The organism is Algoriphagus aurantiacus (genome assembly GCF_035156405.1).
Lineage (GTDB): Bacteria > Bacteroidota > Bacteroidia > Cytophagales > Cyclobacteriaceae > Algoriphagus > Algoriphagus aurantiacus.
The window spans coordinates 1-16,497 of record NZ_JAXRUT010000017.1 but is presented as its reverse complement, the minus strand read 5'-3'; the positions used below and the strand labels follow the sequence as shown (position 1 = coordinate 16,497).

17 protein-coding genes and 1 rRNA gene are annotated in these 16,497 nt (G+C 39.6%); 11 read left to right on the top strand and 7 right to left on the bottom strand.

Translation table 11 applies throughout. From position 1 onward, the window contains the following. Nucleotides 1-59: 59 nt before the first annotated feature. Nucleotides 60-893, top strand: a complete 834-nt coding sequence (locus SYJ56_RS16340; RefSeq protein WP_323835926.1) for an FkbM family methyltransferase — start codon at nucleotides 60-62, stop codon at nucleotides 891-893. Between the two features lie 24 nt (nucleotides 894-917). Here the strand turns inward: SYJ56_RS16340 and SYJ56_RS16335 are convergent, their stop codons facing one another. Both SYJ56_RS16335 and SYJ56_RS16330 read right to left on the bottom strand, forming a co-directional pair. Beyond that, nucleotides 918-1,628, bottom strand: a complete 711-nt coding sequence (locus SYJ56_RS16335; protein ID WP_323835924.1) for a glycosyltransferase family 2 protein — start codon at nucleotides 1,626-1,628, stop codon at nucleotides 918-920. An 81-nt stretch (nucleotides 1,629-1,709) separates the two neighbouring features. Next, complete coding sequence (locus tag SYJ56_RS16330; protein WP_323835922.1) at nucleotides 1,710-2,912, bottom strand: pyridoxal phosphate-dependent aminotransferase; 1,203 nt, start codon at nucleotides 2,910-2,912, stop codon at nucleotides 1,710-1,712. A gap of 133 nt (nucleotides 2,913-3,045) precedes the next feature. On the opposite strand from SYJ56_RS16330, the gene SYJ56_RS16325 reads away from it, so the two are divergent. Beyond that, nucleotides 3,046-3,897: a toxin-antitoxin system YwqK family antitoxin gene (locus tag SYJ56_RS16325; RefSeq protein WP_323835920.1), complete on the top strand. Its 852-nt coding sequence runs from the start codon at nucleotides 3,046-3,048 to the stop codon at nucleotides 3,895-3,897. 3 nt (nucleotides 3,898-3,900) lie between these two features. On the opposite strand, the gene SYJ56_RS16320 is transcribed toward SYJ56_RS16325, so the two are convergent. Further along, entirely contained in the window at nucleotides 3,901-4,428 is a 528-nt protein-coding gene (locus SYJ56_RS16320; RefSeq protein ID WP_323835918.1) for a YSC84-related protein, read from the bottom strand. A 31-nt stretch (nucleotides 4,429-4,459) separates the two neighbouring features. Beyond that, entirely contained in the window at nucleotides 4,460-4,816 is a 357-nt protein-coding gene (locus tag SYJ56_RS16315) for a YraN family protein (protein WP_323835915.1), read from the bottom strand. 84 nt (nucleotides 4,817-4,900) lie between these two features. Between SYJ56_RS16315 and lipB the strand changes: the two genes are divergently transcribed. From lipB to SYJ56_RS16285, 6 genes are read left to right on the top strand one after another with little or no spacing between them, the layout of a single operon-like run. Next, nucleotides 4,901-5,623, top strand: a complete 723-nt coding sequence (gene lipB / locus SYJ56_RS16310; protein WP_323835913.1) for a lipoyl(octanoyl) transferase LipB — start codon at nucleotides 4,901-4,903, stop codon at nucleotides 5,621-5,623. Next, complete coding sequence (locus tag SYJ56_RS16305) at nucleotides 5,623-6,024, top strand: hypothetical protein (RefSeq protein WP_323835911.1); 402 nt, start codon at nucleotides 5,623-5,625, stop codon at nucleotides 6,022-6,024. Before lipB ends, SYJ56_RS16305 begins: the two co-directional genes overlap by 1 nt. A gap of 9 nt (nucleotides 6,025-6,033) precedes the next feature. Further along, nucleotides 6,034-6,783, top strand: a complete 750-nt coding sequence (locus tag SYJ56_RS16300) for a 3'-5' exonuclease (protein WP_323835910.1) — start codon at nucleotides 6,034-6,036, stop codon at nucleotides 6,781-6,783. 53 nt (nucleotides 6,784-6,836) lie between these two features. After that, nucleotides 6,837-9,038 (top strand): ribonuclease R, encoded by a 2,202-nt coding sequence (rnr, locus tag SYJ56_RS16295; RefSeq protein ID WP_323835908.1) that lies wholly within the window; start codon nucleotides 6,837-6,839, stop codon nucleotides 9,036-9,038. Next, on the top strand, nucleotides 9,001-9,999 hold the full coding sequence (locus SYJ56_RS16290) for a polyprenyl synthetase family protein (protein ID WP_323835906.1): 999 nt from the start codon (nucleotides 9,001-9,003) through the stop codon (nucleotides 9,997-9,999). The genes rnr and SYJ56_RS16290 overlap by 38 nt, the downstream gene beginning before the upstream one ends. A gap of 3 nt (nucleotides 10,000-10,002) precedes the next feature. Further along, nucleotides 10,003-10,632, top strand: a complete 630-nt coding sequence (locus SYJ56_RS16285; protein ID WP_323835904.1) for a rhomboid family intramembrane serine protease — start codon at nucleotides 10,003-10,005, stop codon at nucleotides 10,630-10,632. Between the two features lie 313 nt (nucleotides 10,633-10,945). Here the strand turns inward: SYJ56_RS16285 and rpmA are convergent, their stop codons facing one another. Further along, complete coding sequence (rpmA, locus tag SYJ56_RS16280; RefSeq protein WP_111613356.1) at nucleotides 10,946-11,206, bottom strand: 50S ribosomal protein L27; 261 nt, start codon at nucleotides 11,204-11,206, stop codon at nucleotides 10,946-10,948. A gap of 34 nt (nucleotides 11,207-11,240) precedes the next feature. Beyond that, complete coding sequence (gene rplU, locus SYJ56_RS16275) at nucleotides 11,241-11,552, bottom strand: 50S ribosomal protein L21 (protein ID WP_323835901.1); 312 nt, start codon at nucleotides 11,550-11,552, stop codon at nucleotides 11,241-11,243. Nucleotides 11,553-12,135: 583 nt separating this feature from the next. On the opposite strand from rplU, the gene SYJ56_RS16270 reads away from it, so the two are divergent. From SYJ56_RS16270 to SYJ56_RS16260, 3 genes are all read left to right on the top strand, one after another. Further along, nucleotides 12,136-13,116 (top strand): ribonucleoside-diphosphate reductase small subunit, encoded by a 981-nt coding sequence (locus SYJ56_RS16270; protein ID WP_323826253.1) that lies wholly within the window; start codon nucleotides 12,136-12,138, stop codon nucleotides 13,114-13,116. A 40-nt stretch (nucleotides 13,117-13,156) separates the two neighbouring features. Further along, nucleotides 13,157-15,556: a ribonucleoside-diphosphate reductase subunit alpha gene (locus SYJ56_RS16265; RefSeq protein WP_323835899.1), complete on the top strand. Its 2,400-nt coding sequence runs from the start codon at nucleotides 13,157-13,159 to the stop codon at nucleotides 15,554-15,556. A gap of 86 nt (nucleotides 15,557-15,642) precedes the next feature. Further along, the gene (locus SYJ56_RS16260) at nucleotides 15,643-16,092 is read left to right on the top strand and encodes a DUF1569 domain-containing protein (protein WP_323835897.1); all 450 of its coding nucleotides are present in this window, start codon (nucleotides 15,643-15,645) and stop codon (nucleotides 16,090-16,092) included. Between the two features lie 318 nt (nucleotides 16,093-16,410). On the opposite strand, the gene rrf is transcribed toward SYJ56_RS16260, so the two are convergent. After that, nucleotides 16,411-16,497 (bottom strand): 5S ribosomal RNA (gene rrf, locus SYJ56_RS16255); the annotation flags it as partial.

Sequence of the window (16,497 nt, the reverse complement as noted above, 5' to 3'; positions counted from 1 at the left end):
ATTTTTGAATCTTTCCTCAAAAAATGAAATACGGCCACCCACACTACAAATAAAGCTACATGATAAAACACAAAGTGAAGTCGACCTTTAAGACATTCTGGAAGAATCTAAGGTTTAATTTGAGTGCAAACGACCATCCGGTCTTTACATTATATTACAAACATCTCTATAAGCCAAAAAAAGGAAGCCTATCAGAATTTCTCTCAGCGTATTCCCTCTCGAAACTGGGGAATTTCTACGTAATCCAAGTTGGTGCCAATGATGGAATCACCCATGACCCCATTCATAAATTCATCAAAAGAGATCATTGGAAAGGTGTTTTGCTTGAGCCTCAACCCAAAGTTTTCACAACTGAATTATCCAAAATCTATCAACATGATAAAGGAATACATCCTATCTGTGCAGCGATAGGATCAGAAGATGGGAGTCAAAAATTATACAAAGTCGCATTTAGCGAAAGTAGATGGGCTACTGGATTGGCATCTTTTTCTTTGGACAAAATAGAGTTGGCTTTTAAAAACGGAGTGGTAGAAAAAAACTGTATCAAAGAGGGCATCCAAATACCCGAAAATCCAAAAGACAGGATCAGTTACAACGAAGTATCGGTCATCTCTCCCGATACACTGATTAAAAAGTATCAAATATCAAAAATTGACTTATTACAAATCGATGCAGAAGGCTATGATTTAGAGGTAATAAAGATCTTTGACATTGCTAAAACCCAACCAGAAGCCATCATTTTTGAAAATGAAAACCTCAATCCCAAGGATCTTAAGTCTTGCTATAACATGCTTACAGAAAATGGATATCAACTAGCAAAATTTGGTAGGGACACGCTGGCTTTAAAGGAGGGGAAAAGTCAATTTCAGAAATTTTTCATTACTCCGAATTAAAATATGATCAGCCAAAGATCAAGTTTAGATTTTGTCCATCCCTTTCCAAAACTTCAAAAAATAATATTTCAGAGGATTGCTATACTTAAGTTGTTTCCATGGTCTGCTAGCATGCGGTCTATGCCAAACAGGAGCATTCATCAGTACATGGTTTTTGAATCCTAGTTCGATTGATTTCTTTGAGATAAATGTATCATACCAATCTTTAGCCACGTCCAATCCCATGAAATCATACGCTTTTAAAAATTCTGTGGAGAAAAGCGTACAGCAAAAACTCAAACTTCTTGAAGTATCCATCACAGACTCTTTCACTCCTTTGAATTTCAGATAAGGGAAATTCACAATACCATTTTCATCAACTGTTACAGATCCTACCAAACCAGATTTGGTGTTAGATTTTTGAAAATTCAGCAAATCAGCGATCGTTTCTGGCTTCACCACCACATCTGATTCAATTACCAAAAGTGGCAAATCTGCTTCCATTGCCATCTTCTGAGCCATTTGCAATACAAGTTTGTAATTAGGCGAAGGATGATCAGTATGGTCTTCGAGATGAATCAACTCATATCCTATTGCAGACTGATTTTGCTCCAATCCTGCTTTGGTCTCCTCTGTACTGAAGTCGTTAAAAATAATATGCCTCAATTCTATCGTGGAGCCAGCAATTGCTCGAGCCGTATCCAGGGTCGTTTCAAGAGAATTTTTAACTGGGGTGATTACGATTACTTCAGCCATAGGGTAATTTTTCCCAAAAATAAGTCTTTCTCGCTAGGCAAAAAATAACCCCGACATTTGCCGGGGTTCAGAGATATTTAATTAGGCTAGTTCGCCCAAGGCTTTTTTCATTCTGCCTAGTGCATCCACCAGTTCTTCATCAGATGCAGCATAGGAAAGTCTGATGCATGCTGGTGCTCCAAATGCAGCTCCAGTCACAAGTGAAACATGCGCTTCTGCTAAGAGATACAAACAAAGATCATCAGCATCTTTCACATCGTGTCCTTTGGCAGACTTGCCAAAGAAAGCAGTTACATCCGGAAAGAAATAGAATGCTCCTTCTGGCACGTGAGTTTTGATGCCTGGGATATCACGAAGCAGGTCCAACACCAAGCCTCTTCTTCTTAAATAGGCATTTGCCATTTCAGTGGTTGGAGTTTGATCTCCAGAAATTCCCGCCAAAGCAGCTCTTTGAGCTATACCTGTTCCTCCGGAAGTGAACTGACCTTGGATTTTCTCTACAGCTTTTGCCATCCAAACTGGTGCGCAGATATAACCTACTCTCCAGCCAGTCATCGCATATCCTTTAGAAAAACCATTGACAGTGATTGTTCTTTCGAACATTCCCGGGAAAGAAGCGATGCTGTAATTCCTGCCTGCAAAATTGATTTTCTCATAGATCTCATCTGCGATTACCATGATATTCTCATGCTTTTTCACTACTGCTGCAATTGCTTCCAGCTCTTCCTTGCTGAATACAGAGCCTGTAGGATTACATGGGGAAGAGTAAATGACTCCTTTGGTTTTTGGAGTGATGGCAGCTTCTAGTTGAGCCGCAGTCGCTTTGAAGTTATTTTCTAACGTACCTTCGATCAATACAGGAACTCCACCCGCCAATTTGATGATCTCGGCATAGCTAACCCAGTACGGCGAGAAGATTACCACTTCATCCCCTTCATTGATCATGCACATAAATACATTGGCAATGGAATGCTTAGCACCTGTAGATACTACGATATTTTCAGCTTTTGCTTCAGCGATTTCATTTTCTTCACGAAGCTTCTTTGCGATAGCTTCCCTCAGATCCTGATAACCTGCTACCGGAGGATATGAAAAGTACTTTCCTTCGTCGATTGCATCTTTTGCTGCCTCTTGGATATGCTTCGGAGTTTTGAAGTCAGGCTCACCTAAGCTAAGGCTGATGATGTCAACTCCTTGGGATTTCAGCTCTCTTGCTTTTTTTGCCATGGCAAGAGTGGCTGATTCCTCCATATTGATTATCCGGTCTGATAAAATAGAATTCATTGTTTGAGAGATTTTTTTACAAATTCCACAAAAATAGAGAGAAGATTATAAAATCTAAACAATCGGCAGCTTTTGATCTCGAAATGTTATTTTTGGATAAAATACACCGAAGTAAATTGCGTTTTTATATACAATGAGTAGATTTTATATCAGTTTTATTTTCCTACTGCTTTTGAGCAAAGTTTCATTTGCCCAAATAGAAGAATCAGAACCAAAATCTGATCCTGATTCTAGTGGTGTGGTAAATTCAAGAATACTTCCGACCACTATGCCTTTGTTGCTTTTTGATGACTCAAAGGAAAAGGAAGAAAAAAAGGAGAAAAAGAAGAAAGCCCGAAAGAATGAATGGTTTGGAATCAAAACCCGAAAGGGCTACACACGTCAGGAAATTCGTGACCAACAGATCCTTGAATATTTCAACTACACAGATGAGGCACGCAAGCCAGATCCATATATCCGCGACCTGTATTGGTTTGATCCGCAGGAAAGAAGTATCAAAAACCAAGCGTATGAAATAGGTAAAGGCTACTTACTTCACGGACCTTATGAACGTGTGATCAATGAGGAAGTGGTAGAAAACGGCATGTTTTACTACGGTACTAAGCATAAAACCTGGATGCTATTCGATTCAAAAAATGTTCTACAGGACAAAAATCACTTTGAGGCAGGCTGGCCTAGAGAATCTCGAACTCGCTATTTCGATCAGTCAACCCAAACCATCAAAGAGATCATTCCTGTACAATACGGGTTGGAGGAAGGAAACTACTTCCACTTCTATGAGGATAAACAAGTGGCTGTGACTGGAGAATATCAATTTGGAGAAAAAGTAGGGCTATGGACAGAATATTGGGATACTAACAATACCAAGGCCGTCCGCAAGAGGGAAATCCAATATCAGGAAACAGCTTATACAAAAAATTTCCGCCCTTACATTCGTGCTGAATGGGATAAGGACGGAAATCTGATCTATCGCAAAGATAATTGATTCTTAATTCTCTCTGAATTTAAATTGCTGCCCACCTACTGAGGCTTCATACATCAATCCTCCTTTTGTTCTTGTGAAAACGGCTACACCCTCCACGTATTTAGCATTCAAAGAAGCGCCGGAAGCTGCGGCTACTGCAGACACTTGAGCAGACATTTCTACCTTACTGTTCTTAAATCTGTCAAAAGCTTCTTTATTTTCAAAAAAGACCACTTCAGAATATGCCTGACCGCCAGCCTGAAAACCAATAGTGACTTGGGTCATTTTGGCAAACCCTACCTTGTTTCCTTCTTGGTAAGCTACGCCGTTTCCCGCTGCTCCACCTATACCAAATCCACCTTTACCCACATTTGGAAGGATGATGTATCCGTAGGATGAATTGAATAAACTTTCCATATCTGGATCATCTTCCAAAAACGCTGCTTTTGCATCTGCAGCATCTTCAATAATTCTCTGATCTTTATTTGAGTCCTGTGCAAAAGTTACAATTGCCAGCAAAGCAAAAAAGAAAGTCACTGTTGCTTTTTTCATGATTTTTCAAAATTAAAATTGGTGTGAATGTTTAGTAAAAAGCATCTTCAAAATGCCTGAAATTAATTTTTTGTATTCGATCTCTATAAACGCCAATGATATCAAAGCGGATATCGTTATGCCAATCTTTCTCATAAATGTAATGATCAGCTGCTTTGATGAGGAGTTTCCGCTTAGTAGCATCCACAAACTCCTCAGCAAAACCAAAGCCAGTACCTGATCTAAACTTAACTTCAACAAAAATTAACAGTCCGCGATGCTTCAGGATTAAATCAATCTCAGCATGCCCAAAACGATAATTTGTATCAAGTAATTCATACCCTTTGCTTACCAACCAGTCGGAGGCTAGTTGCTCTGCAAGTTTTCCGGAATCGTTGTGTTCAGCCATCTTGGATATTTGTTTAATTTTGAAAAATCAATGAACGAACCAGTTGCTGGCTCAGTTGAAAAGTAAATCCTTCGGGACTATCCGATGAATGAAATTATTAATAAAAAAGTAGAATTCCGAGACCTAGGCCAGCTAGATTATCAGCAAGCTTGGGACTATCAGGAAGAATTGTTTGCTGCTACCGTAGCTTTGAAAATCAAAAACCGTCCTTTGTTAGCAGAAGATCAGTTACCAAGTAATAACTACATCCTCTTCGTAGAGCATCCGCATGTTTATACTTTGGGTAAAAGTGGCAAGGAAGAAAATCTACTGCTGGATGAAGATGGCTTAAAAAACCACCACGCACAGTATTATAAAATAAATCGCGGAGGAGATATCACTTATCATGGCCCAGGACAGTTAGTGGGGTATCCGATATTGGATCTTGACAATTTCTTCACTGACATCCACAAATACCTGAGATTATTGGAAGAAGCTATCATTTTGACTTTAGCTGACTATGGTGTATTGGCTGGAAGAATTGATGGTCTTACAGGCGTTTGGATTGATCACATTGAGCAATCCAATCCTAGAAAAATCTGTGCAATGGGCGTGAAATCAAGCCGCTGGGTGACTATGCACGGTTTTGCTTTCAACGTCAATACGGATCTCAGCTATTTTGGACACATTATTCCCTGTGGTATCGATGACAAGGCTGTCACTTCTCTTCATCTTGAATTAGGCGGACCAGTAGATATGCAAGAAGTCAAAGCGAAGGTAAAACGGCATTTGATCCAATTATTTGAAATAGAGAATATAGAAGAATAATGAAGAAGGATATAGAATTTCAACCCGTGACCGGGGTAAAGCTTGCTATCGCAAAAGAAGAAACGACCACAGGAACAGAATGGGCTGTTTATATTATCAACTTGAATTTGATTGAGCTGAAAAATGTGATGATCACTTCCAAAGGATATGGCGAAGTAAACGGGGAAGAGAAAAAAACATCTACACTTCGACACCTACTTGATGAGCTTGGCGAGGAAGCTATAGCTAAAGTCGAATCAATTGATCCTTCCGTTTTTGTATTAAACAATGAGTTTTGGGTGAGTTATTATATAATGGATCAGATTTTTGATAAAAAGTTTATCTTTACTTCAGGCAGTTTCGATCCTAAATTCATAAAGATGATCCCAGAAATTGGCCTAGAAGGAGTTCTCCACGCATAATGTACACTTATGGCAGATTTTTTTGATCAACTGAATGACATACTATTTCTAGATATTGAGACAGCTTCATTAACTGAGAAATACGAGGAACTACCCGAGCGGATTCAAGAGGAATGGTTAAAGAAAGAACGGTTGATCCCGACTGAAAACAACAGTCAAGAACCAGGGTCGTTGTATTTTGACCGGGCTGGGATTCATGCCGAGTTTGGTCAGGTGGTCTGTGTGGGAGTTGGTTATTTTCAGTGGAAAAAGAAAGACAAAAAACTGGCCTTCAGATCGAAATGTTATGCAAATGAAGATGAGCGGGAACTTCTTTTGGAATTCAAGGCTTTGTTAGAAAAGAAAAAATGGATTCTTTGCGCTCACAATGGTAAAGAATTTGATTTTCCATACCTCTGCCGTAGAATGCTCATCCAAGGAGTATCTTTACCAGAGCCTTTACAGATCTCAGGGAAAAAGCCCTGGGAAGTTCGCCATCTAGACACGATGGAGCTTTGGAAGTTTGGAGACTATAAACATTACACCCGATTGGAGCTTTTAGCTTCAGTTTTTGGAATTCCATCTTCAAAAGATGATCTTGACGGAAGTCAGGTCAACACTACTTTTCATCTGGAAAAAGACGTAGAAAAAATCAAAAAATACTGCCTGAGAGATGTGGAAGTCACAGCTCGAGTATATATGGCTATGCATCCGCAATCGGATGACTTAGTAATAGAAATCATCCATTTAGAAGATTCAAAAAAAGATCACAAAGATTAATGGGCGCAGGGACATAAATCTTTTTACCTTAACCCTAATCAACAACCCAAAACATGGGAAGAAAAGCTAATAAAAAAAACACAAGTAAAAATAATGGAGGAAAACAAACAGATGCAGCCAGCTTGGCTCGTCGTATCCTTCAATTTTTAGATGCACATTACGGAGAAGAATTCAACTCCAAGCAGATTATCAAGAAACTGGAAATCCGGGACGCACTTACTAAAGGAGGCGTAGAACCGGTGCTTAGCAAACTGGTAGAAGCCGGTTCAGTTTCCCGAAATCCAAGAAATTATTATTCATCAACTCAAGATCCCGAATTCATTGAAGGTGTAGTGGACTTTGTAAATCCCCGCTTCGCATTCATTGTCCCCCTAGATCCAGAAAAAGTCGATGGAGATATTTTGGTCAAAGAAGCCGACCTCAAGCAAGCTCTTGATGGAGATAAAGTCCGCGTAATGGTCTATCCGCTTAAAGGAAAAACCGGACGCGAAGAAGGCAAGGTACTGGAAGTAGTGGAAAGAAATCGCGATGAATTCGTGGGCAGGGTAGAAATATCGCCACGATTTGCATTTGTAGTTCCTGACTTCAAGAAAATGCATAAAGACATCTTCGTCCACCGCGGCGGATTAAATGGCGCAGTGCATGGGGAAAAGGTGGTAGTCAAACTCACCGAATGGAGAGAGGGAGATAAAAATCCAACAGGAGAAGTGACGCGTGTATTAGGAAAAGCCGGCGAACATGAGGTGGAAATCCACTCCATCATGGCAGAATTCGGATTGCCTTTTGAGTATCCTGAGGAGCCCGAAAAAGAAGCTGAAGCTATTTCCGAGAACATAACAGCCAAAGAAATTAAGAAGAGAAAGGATTTTAGAGACATATTGACTTTCACGATTGATCCTGCGGATGCGAAGGATTTTGATGATGCCATTTCTTATAGAAAACTAGAAAACGGGAATCATGAAATCGGAGTACACATTGCTGACGTGACTCACTATGTACAGCCAAAAACTGCTTTAGAAAAAGAGGCTTACAATCGTGCAACTTCAGTTTACCTGGTAGATCGCACGATCCCTATGCTTCCAGAGCGACTGAGTAACGGACTTTGCTCTCTTCGCCCAAATGAAGATAAGCTGACTTTTGCCTGTGTATTCGAAGTGGATGATGAGGCTAATGTGAAGAAACACTGGATAGGCAGAACTGTGATCCATTCTGATCGAAGATATGCCTATGAAGAAGCACAGGAGAATATTGATAATCAGTCTGGCGATTACTTCGAGGAATTGACTTTGCTAAATGTGATGGCCAAGAAAGTCCGTCAACGTAGATTCAATCATGGTGCAGTTAACTTTGAAACTGTAGAAGTGAAATTCAAGCTTGACGAAAAAGGCACACCGCTTGGCTTGATGATCAAAGAGCGAAAAGACATTCATAAACTCATCGAAGAATTTATGCTTCTCGCCAATAAATATGTGGCAGAGTTTATTTTCAATAAGAATAAAGGAAAAGACACCTTCGTGTATCGTACACACGATTCTCCAGATATGGATCGCTTGGATACTTTCTCGGGCTTTGCGAAACGATTTGGTCATGCATTTGACATCGAAAACGAGAAGAACATTTCCACTGCGCTGAATAAGCTCATGGAGGACATCCAAGGCCAGCCAGAGCAGAATGTACTGGAGCAGCTGGCGATCCGAAGTATGGCGAAAGCAAAATATACAACCGAACCAAAAGGACACTTTGGACTTGCATTCGCTCATTATTCACACTTCACCTCTCCTATCCGTAGATATCCAGATATGATGGTACACAGATTACTTGAGCTATATCTTGAAGGGGGAAAATCTCCTGATGCTGAAGCTTGGGAACAAAAAAGTGTACACTCCTCAGAGCGTGAAAAACGGGCTGCAGATGCCGAAAGAGCTTCAATCAAATACAAGCAAGTGGAATTCATGTCTCTTGCCGAAGACAAAGATTATGAAGGAATTGTAGCTGGAGTGACCGAGTGGGGTGTCTTTGTAGAGATCACAGAAACTAAGTGTGAAGGCATGATCCGTGTTCAAGACATGGACGACGATTACTATGATTTTGACCAGAAAAACATGCGATTAGTTGGTTCGAAAACAAAAAAAATGATCACTTTGGGCGACAAAGTGAAGGTCAGAGTAGTTAATACTGATATTGACCGCAGAACGATAGATTTGGAATTTGCTGATAATGACAAGAAAAAACCACGCGCACGAGTTATTAGGTAAACTGGAAACATTCATCCAGAACCTCCCGAGTGCAATCGAATTAGGAAAATCACCCCGAGAACTTTATGACCCTATTACCTATATTTTAAGCCTGGACGGAAAAAGAATCCGTCCTTTGCTTAGTTTACTGGCATACGGAATTTACAAGCCAAATCCAGAAGAAATCTTAAGTCAAGCAGCAGCTGTAGAGGTATTTCACAATTTCACCCTAATGCATGACGATATCATGGACGATGCCCCACTCAGAAGGGGGAAAAAATCTGTCCATGTGAAATGGAATAAGAACGTAGCTATACTTTCTGGTGATGTAATGCTAGTAAAAGCCTATGATTTGCTTTTACCAACTGAAGCTGAAAAACTTGGGAACATCATTCGCTTGTTCAACAAAACAGCCTCTGAGGTCTGCGAAGGGCAGCAATTTGATATGAATTTTGAGTCTTTGGAGTCTGTTCATGAAGAGGAATACCTCACCATGATCCGCTTGAAGACTGCCGTATTGTTAGGATTTGCTTTACAACTTGGAGCATTGCTTGCCGGAGCCGAAAAGGACGATGCACAGAAACTATATGATTTTGGCATGAATATCGGTGTTGGCTTTCAATTGAAGGATGACCTGCTCGATGTCTTTGCTGATCAGGCAAAATTTGGTAAGCAGGTTGGCGGTGATATCATTTCAAATAAAAAGACTTTTCTCTTGATAAAGGCATTAGAACTGGCCGAAGATGAAGATGCCGCAGAGCTTAATTATTGGCTTTCCCAAAATGAATTCGACAAAGAAGAAAAAGTGAAAGCTGTTCGTGGGATTTATGATAAGCTAGGCATTAAATCGATTACGGAAGCAAAAATGAACTCCTATTTCGAAGTGGGATTTGCTCAATACGATGCGATCCATTATAAGAACGAAGATTATTTCCTTGAACTTAAGAAAATAACTCAGGACCTAATACACAGAGAGAAATAATAAATGACCTTATCTATTACAGTAGTCCTGATAATCATCACTGCTATTAGCAGTTTCTACGGAATCAACAATGCCGCTTTTATGGATCGCTGCATGTTTATCCCATATAAAATTAAGCGGAATGGACAGTGGGATAGATTCATTACGTCCGGATTTATCCACAAAGATTACATCCACCTTCTCTTCAATATGTTCACCTTCTACTTCTTTGGAGGTGTGGTAGAGCAAGTGCTTGCTTACAAGTTCGGGGTAATATTCGGAGGGGCAGTATACGTGCTATTCTATCTTTTAGGAATCATTATCTCTGATATTCCGACTTATCTGAAAAATAAGGATAATAGTTATTACAGAGCATTAGGAGCTTCAGGAGGAACTGCGGCCACAGTCTTTGCCAGTATTATTATTCTGCCTCTTTCGGATATTTGTCCATTTGGGATTCTTTGTTTGCCTGGATTTATTTTGGGTGTACTGTTTCTTCTTTACTCTTATTTCAAAGGGAAAAATCAAGATGATGCAATCAATCACGATGCACATCTATATGGAGCAATCTTTGGTATAGTCTTTATTCTTATTATTGCACCAGAAAGTGCCACCACATTTGTAGATCAAGTATTGAGCTATAAACCCTTTTAAAAAACTGACATTGCAAAAATTGCCCGTCTGATATTTTATTAGTCGGGCTTTTTTGTGGAAGCCAACTCTTAGTATAAACCCGGTAATGTTAGTCTAATGGCAAGAGCAGTGTTTAGCAGAACCTGGACAGTTTAGGTGAAAAACACCATTTGTGATATCGAGGATTTTCAGACATCTGGGTAAATGATAAACCTAAGTTCTGCACTCGGTGAAAACCTCTGTGACTACAGCAGTTAATCCTATTTAGAAAATGAGGGCAATAAAAAAGCTCCTTCGCATGGAAGGAGCTTTCAAAATTATTTGTTTGCTTACATTAAGCTTCTGCTGGCAATACGCTTACGTATGATCTGCCATCAAATTTCTTTCTGAAGGTAACAACACCGTCAGATGTTGCGAACAACGTATGATCTTTACCAAGTCCTACATTTTCACCTGGGTGATGCTTAGTACCTCTTTGTCTTACGATGATATTACCAGCGATTACTACTTCGCCACCAAATTTCTTCACGCCCAATCTCTTGGATTGAGAGTCTCTACCGTTTCTGGAACTACCGACGCCTTTCTTATGTGCCATGGTTTTATTCTTTTATCGTTTTCGAAGAGAAAACTTAGATTGTAATACTTTCTATCAAAACTTTGGTGAAATCCTGTCTGTGACCGTTCTTCTTTTTGTAGCCCTTACGGCGCTTCTTCTTGAAGACGATGACTTTATCACCTTTTACATGATCTAGGACCTTCCCAGACACCTTCGCTCCTGCTAAAAGGGGAGCACCTACGGACACAGATCCATCAGCTTCTGCTAATAGTACCTGGTCGAATTCGATGGAAGCGCCAGTTTCTAAGTCTAGCTTTGGAGCATAGACGAACTGATCTTGCGTTACTTTGAACTGCTTTCCTGCGATGTTTACAATTGCGTACATAGTTCTTGATTCTTTTGAAATCGGAGTGCAAATATAGGAAAGTTGAATGGAAGAAAAAAACAGGCCTCTAAAATATTATTTCTGTATTTAAAGTCAAACTTTGCAATTGGTATTTCTGGTCTGAAAATTCCCTTAATAATTCCCAAACAAAACACAATTTAATTCAGAAATCATTTGAAAAATTTGAAATGGTTTTAGCTCAACATATTGACGGTCAAATTATTGAAAAGCAAAATTATTTATGTGAAATACTTGACCTTTATTCAAGTTTAGTCTTGAATTTTGGTTGAAAATCTTTTTTAAAATTATTTGATTTTTTTTCAAACCCCTAATAATAGCTCATTCAATTAATCAAAAGATATAGTTACATAATACTAACTTATTGGTATTATGACTTTTATATAGCTTTTGACTTTCGTTCAGAAAAGGCGTTAAACAGGGACTTTACAGGTTTTATTTCCCAATTTTGATTTACATATTTGTTCAAAGGCTGTTCTAAAAAGGCAGCCTTTCTTATCCCCAGACCAAAAGATTTATTTATTAAGAGCAAAATCACTACGCTTAAAAAAATAACCAAGTAACAATGCAGAACGAACCAATATTAGAAGAGAATAAGAATCGCTTTGTTTTATTCCCCATTCAGCACAATGACATTTGGCAGTACTATAAGAAAGCAGAAGCAAGCTTTTGGACTGCCGAAGAGATTGATTTAGGTCAGGATATGGTGGATTGGAAAGCACTGAATGATGGGGAGCGCCATTTTATTTCTCATGTTCTGGCGTTTTTTGCGGCAAGTGATGGAATCGTAAATGAAAATTTGGCTGAGCACTTCGTTTCTGAGGTTCAGTATACTGAAGCAAAATTCTTCTATGGCTTCCAGATTGCCATGGAAAATATTCACTCAGAAACGTATAGCCTTTTAATTGATACGTACATTAAGGATCCCGTAGAGCGTGATAAGCTACTACACGCCATCGAGCATATTGATTGTGTAAAGAAAAAGGCCGATTGGGCTTTGAGATGGATTGATAATGGAAACTTCCAAGAGCGATTAATTGCTTTTGCCGCTGTGGAAGGAATCTTCTTCTCTGGTTCATTCTGTTCAATTTTCTGGCTTAAGAAAAGAGGCTTGATGCCAGGTCTTACCTTCTCCAATGAGTTAATTTCTCGTGACGAAGGATTGCACTGTGACTTTGCATGTCACCTTTATACCCAGCATCTAAATAATCAATTACCAAAAGAAACGGTTAGAGAAATTATTCGTGATGCAGTAGAAATCGAAAAAGAATTTGTAACTGATGCACTTCCGGTTAGACTTATTGGAATGAATTCCGACCTGATGTGCCAATACATTGAATTCGTAGCAGATAGACTGCTAGACGAATTAGAGTGCGATAAAATATGGAATAGCACGAATCCATTTGATTTCATGGATATGATTTCGCTTCAGGGGAAAACCAATTTCTTCGAGAAAAGAGTTGGTGATTATCAAAAAGCGGGAGTTATGAAAACTACTGATGGCGCTGACGATTCTCCTAGATTCTCCATTGGTGAAGACTTTTAATTAACCCAAACTTTTCCATCAACCTAAAAACCCCAAATAAATGCTAGTATTAAAAAGAGACGGAAGGCGAGAGTCAGTACGATTCGACAAAATCACGACAAGAATAGAGAATCTCTGCTACGAGTTGGATCCGAAATTCATTCAACCTATTGATGTTGCCAAAAAAGTAATTGATGGATTATATGATGGTGTATCCACTACAGAGCTCGACAACTTAGCAGCTGAAGTCTGCGCATCTCTAACTGTGAAGCACCCAGATTATGCAATCTTGGCTGCGAGGATAGCTATCTCTAACCTTCATAAAACAACTAGCCAGTCTTTTTCAAATACCATGAAAAGACTATATACGCACGTGAATCCAAAGACTGATGAAAACGCAGCCTTGCTGGATCCAGAGGTATATGGAATTATAAAAAACCATGCAGCAAAACTTGACGCTGCGATCGATTACAAAAGGGATTTTGGATATGATTATTTTGGATTCAAGACTTTGGAAAGAAGTTACTTGATCCGGTTAAATGGAAAAGTAGTAGAACGTCCTCAGCACATGTTGATGAGAGTGGCTGTTGGGATCCACAAGGAGGACATGGAATCAGTTATTGAAACCTATAACTTACTTTCTGAGAAGTGGTTTACACACGCTACTCCTACCCTTTTCAATGCGGGCACACCTAAGCCCCAGCTTTCTTCCTGCTTCTTGCTTACCATGAAGGATGATAGTATTGACGGAATCTATGACACGCTGAAGCAATGCGCCAAGATCTCCCAGTCTGCTGGAGGCATAGGTTTGTCTATTCACCATGTAAGAGCTAAAGGCTCCTATATAAAGGGTACGAACGGAGTTTCCAATGGTATTGTACCAATGCTTAGAAACTTTGACATGACGGCCCGTTATGTTGATCAAGGCGGTGGAAAAAGAAAAGGTAGTTTCGCTATCTACTTAGAACCTTGGCATGCGGATATCAAGGATTTCTTGGAACTAAAGAGAAATCATGGTAAGGAAGAAATGAGAGCTAGAGATTTGTTCTATGCACTTTGGATTCCAGATCTATTCATGAAGCGTGTGGAGCAAAACTTGGATTGGTCGCTATTCTGTCCACATGAAGCTCCAGGGCTTTCTGAGTGCCATGGAGAAGAGTTTGAAAGACTTTATGAAAAATACGAGCGCGAGGGAAAAGCCCGTGAGACGATCAAAGCTCAAGAGCTTTGGTTTGAAGTACTAGAATCTCAAATCGAGACGGGTACACCTTACATGCTATATAAAGATGCTGCAAATGGCAAGTCTAACCAGAAGAATTTGGGAACGATCAAATCTTCCAATCTGTGTACTGAGATCATAGAGTACACAGCTCCGGATGAAGTGGCAGTTTGTAACTTGGCTTCTATCGCCCTTCCAAAATTTGTAACGAAAGGCCCTGATGGAAAACTGTTCTTTGACCATCAAAAACTATATGAGATCACCAAAGTAGCGACCAAGAACCTGAACAAGGTAATTGATGTAAACTACTATCCTGTAGAAGAAGCAAGAAGATCAAACTTCCGTCACCGTCCGATTGGTCTGGGTATTCAGGGACTTGCAGATGCATTTATATTGCTTCGCATGCCTTTTGATTCACCAGAAGCTAAAGGTTTGAATGAGGACATATTCGAAACCATGTACTTTGCAGCTGTGGAGACTTCCATGGAACTTGCCAAAGTTCAAGGCACCTACGAAACCTACGAAGGTTCCCCAGCCTCCAAGGGAGAATTACAGTTTGATCTTTGGGGGGTAACTCCAAAGTCTGGCAGATGGAATTGGTCTGATGTGAAAGAAAAGATCAAGAAGTACGGTATGAGAAACTCACTATTGATGGCTCCTATGCCTACTGCTTCTACTTCTCAAATCTTAGGCAACAATGAGTGCTTTGAACCATACACTTCGAATATTTATACCAGAAGAACTTTGTCAGGTGAGTTCATCATTGTAAATAAGCATTTGATGAAAGACTTGATTGCTCTTGGCCTTTGGGATGACACCATGAGAAATAGATTGATCTCAACCAATGGTTCAGTGCAAGATGTACCTGGAATCCCTCAGCACATCAAGGACATCTACAAGACTGTTTGGGAGATTTCTCAGAAGATAATCATCGATATGTCTGCCGATCGTGGCGCATACATTTGTCAGTCTCAAAGCATGAATATATTTATGCAGGACCCTAACTTCGGAAAATTAACCTCAATGCATTTCTATGCTTGGAAAAAAGGACTGAAGACTGGAATGTACTACTTGAGATCTCAAGCAGCCACAGCGGCTATTAAATTCACTTTGGATAAAACTGGATTTGAACCAAAAGTAGAAAAAGCACAGCAGGAAATAGTTGAAGTAAAATCACAAAAACAAGATGCCATTGCATGCTCATTGGATGATCCAGAAGGATGCGAAATGTGCGGAAGCTAAGTTTTAAAGTTCAATAATCACCAAAAAGCGTTTGAGAAATCAAACGCTTTTTTTTTACCTTAACCTTATCCTAAAAGAACTCAGCAATGGACGCTAAAGTGATTGAAGCAAGACTGAATAAACTACAAGCTGATACTCCAGCCCAATTTGGAATTATGACTTCACAACACATGGTAGAACATTTAACTGTGACCGTCAAAATATCCTATAACAGAATTAAAATACCCGAGTTTGAGCTTACTGAAAAACAAAAATTCCAGAAAACAGCGCTCCTAGATTCATCTATGGAATTCCCCAAAGGCATTAAGGCCCCTGAAATGAATGCTGGAGAATTGATGCCTCTAAGAAATTTAAACTTGAATGAAGCTAAAGAACAACTCTTGTCAAGTTTAAACTCTTATAATATGTTCTTTGATAAAGACCCCACAGCTACAACTGTTCACCCTAGATTTAGCAATCTAACCTTTGCAGAGTGGGAAAGATTTCATCCCAAGCATTTTAAGCATCATTTCGAACAGTTTGGGATTTGGGAATAAGCCAACATCTACTCCACCACTGGATATAATTATAATTCTCTCCAGCAAATTGTAAAGAATCACCATCACAAAATTCTAATTAACTCAATTTTAAGGTTCAGGAAAATATGAGGATAGGCAGTATAGTTTGCTACACTTAAAAGTTGTCCATCTCAGCAAATCAGAATCTCCAACTAAAAACAGCATTGTTGCTGCCCAAATTAGTCGAGTGGCTTAAGATTAAATGAAGCAAATCCCCTATAGTAAGCTTTAGAGAAAAGAATTTTTGGTATAAAACGAAAAAAGCCCGATGGAATTAACCAAAGGGCTTTAGAATAAATGAGGCGGCGACCTACTCTCCCGGGTGTAACCCCAGTACCATCGGCGCTGCAGGGCTTAACTTCTCTGTTCGGGATGGGAAGAGGT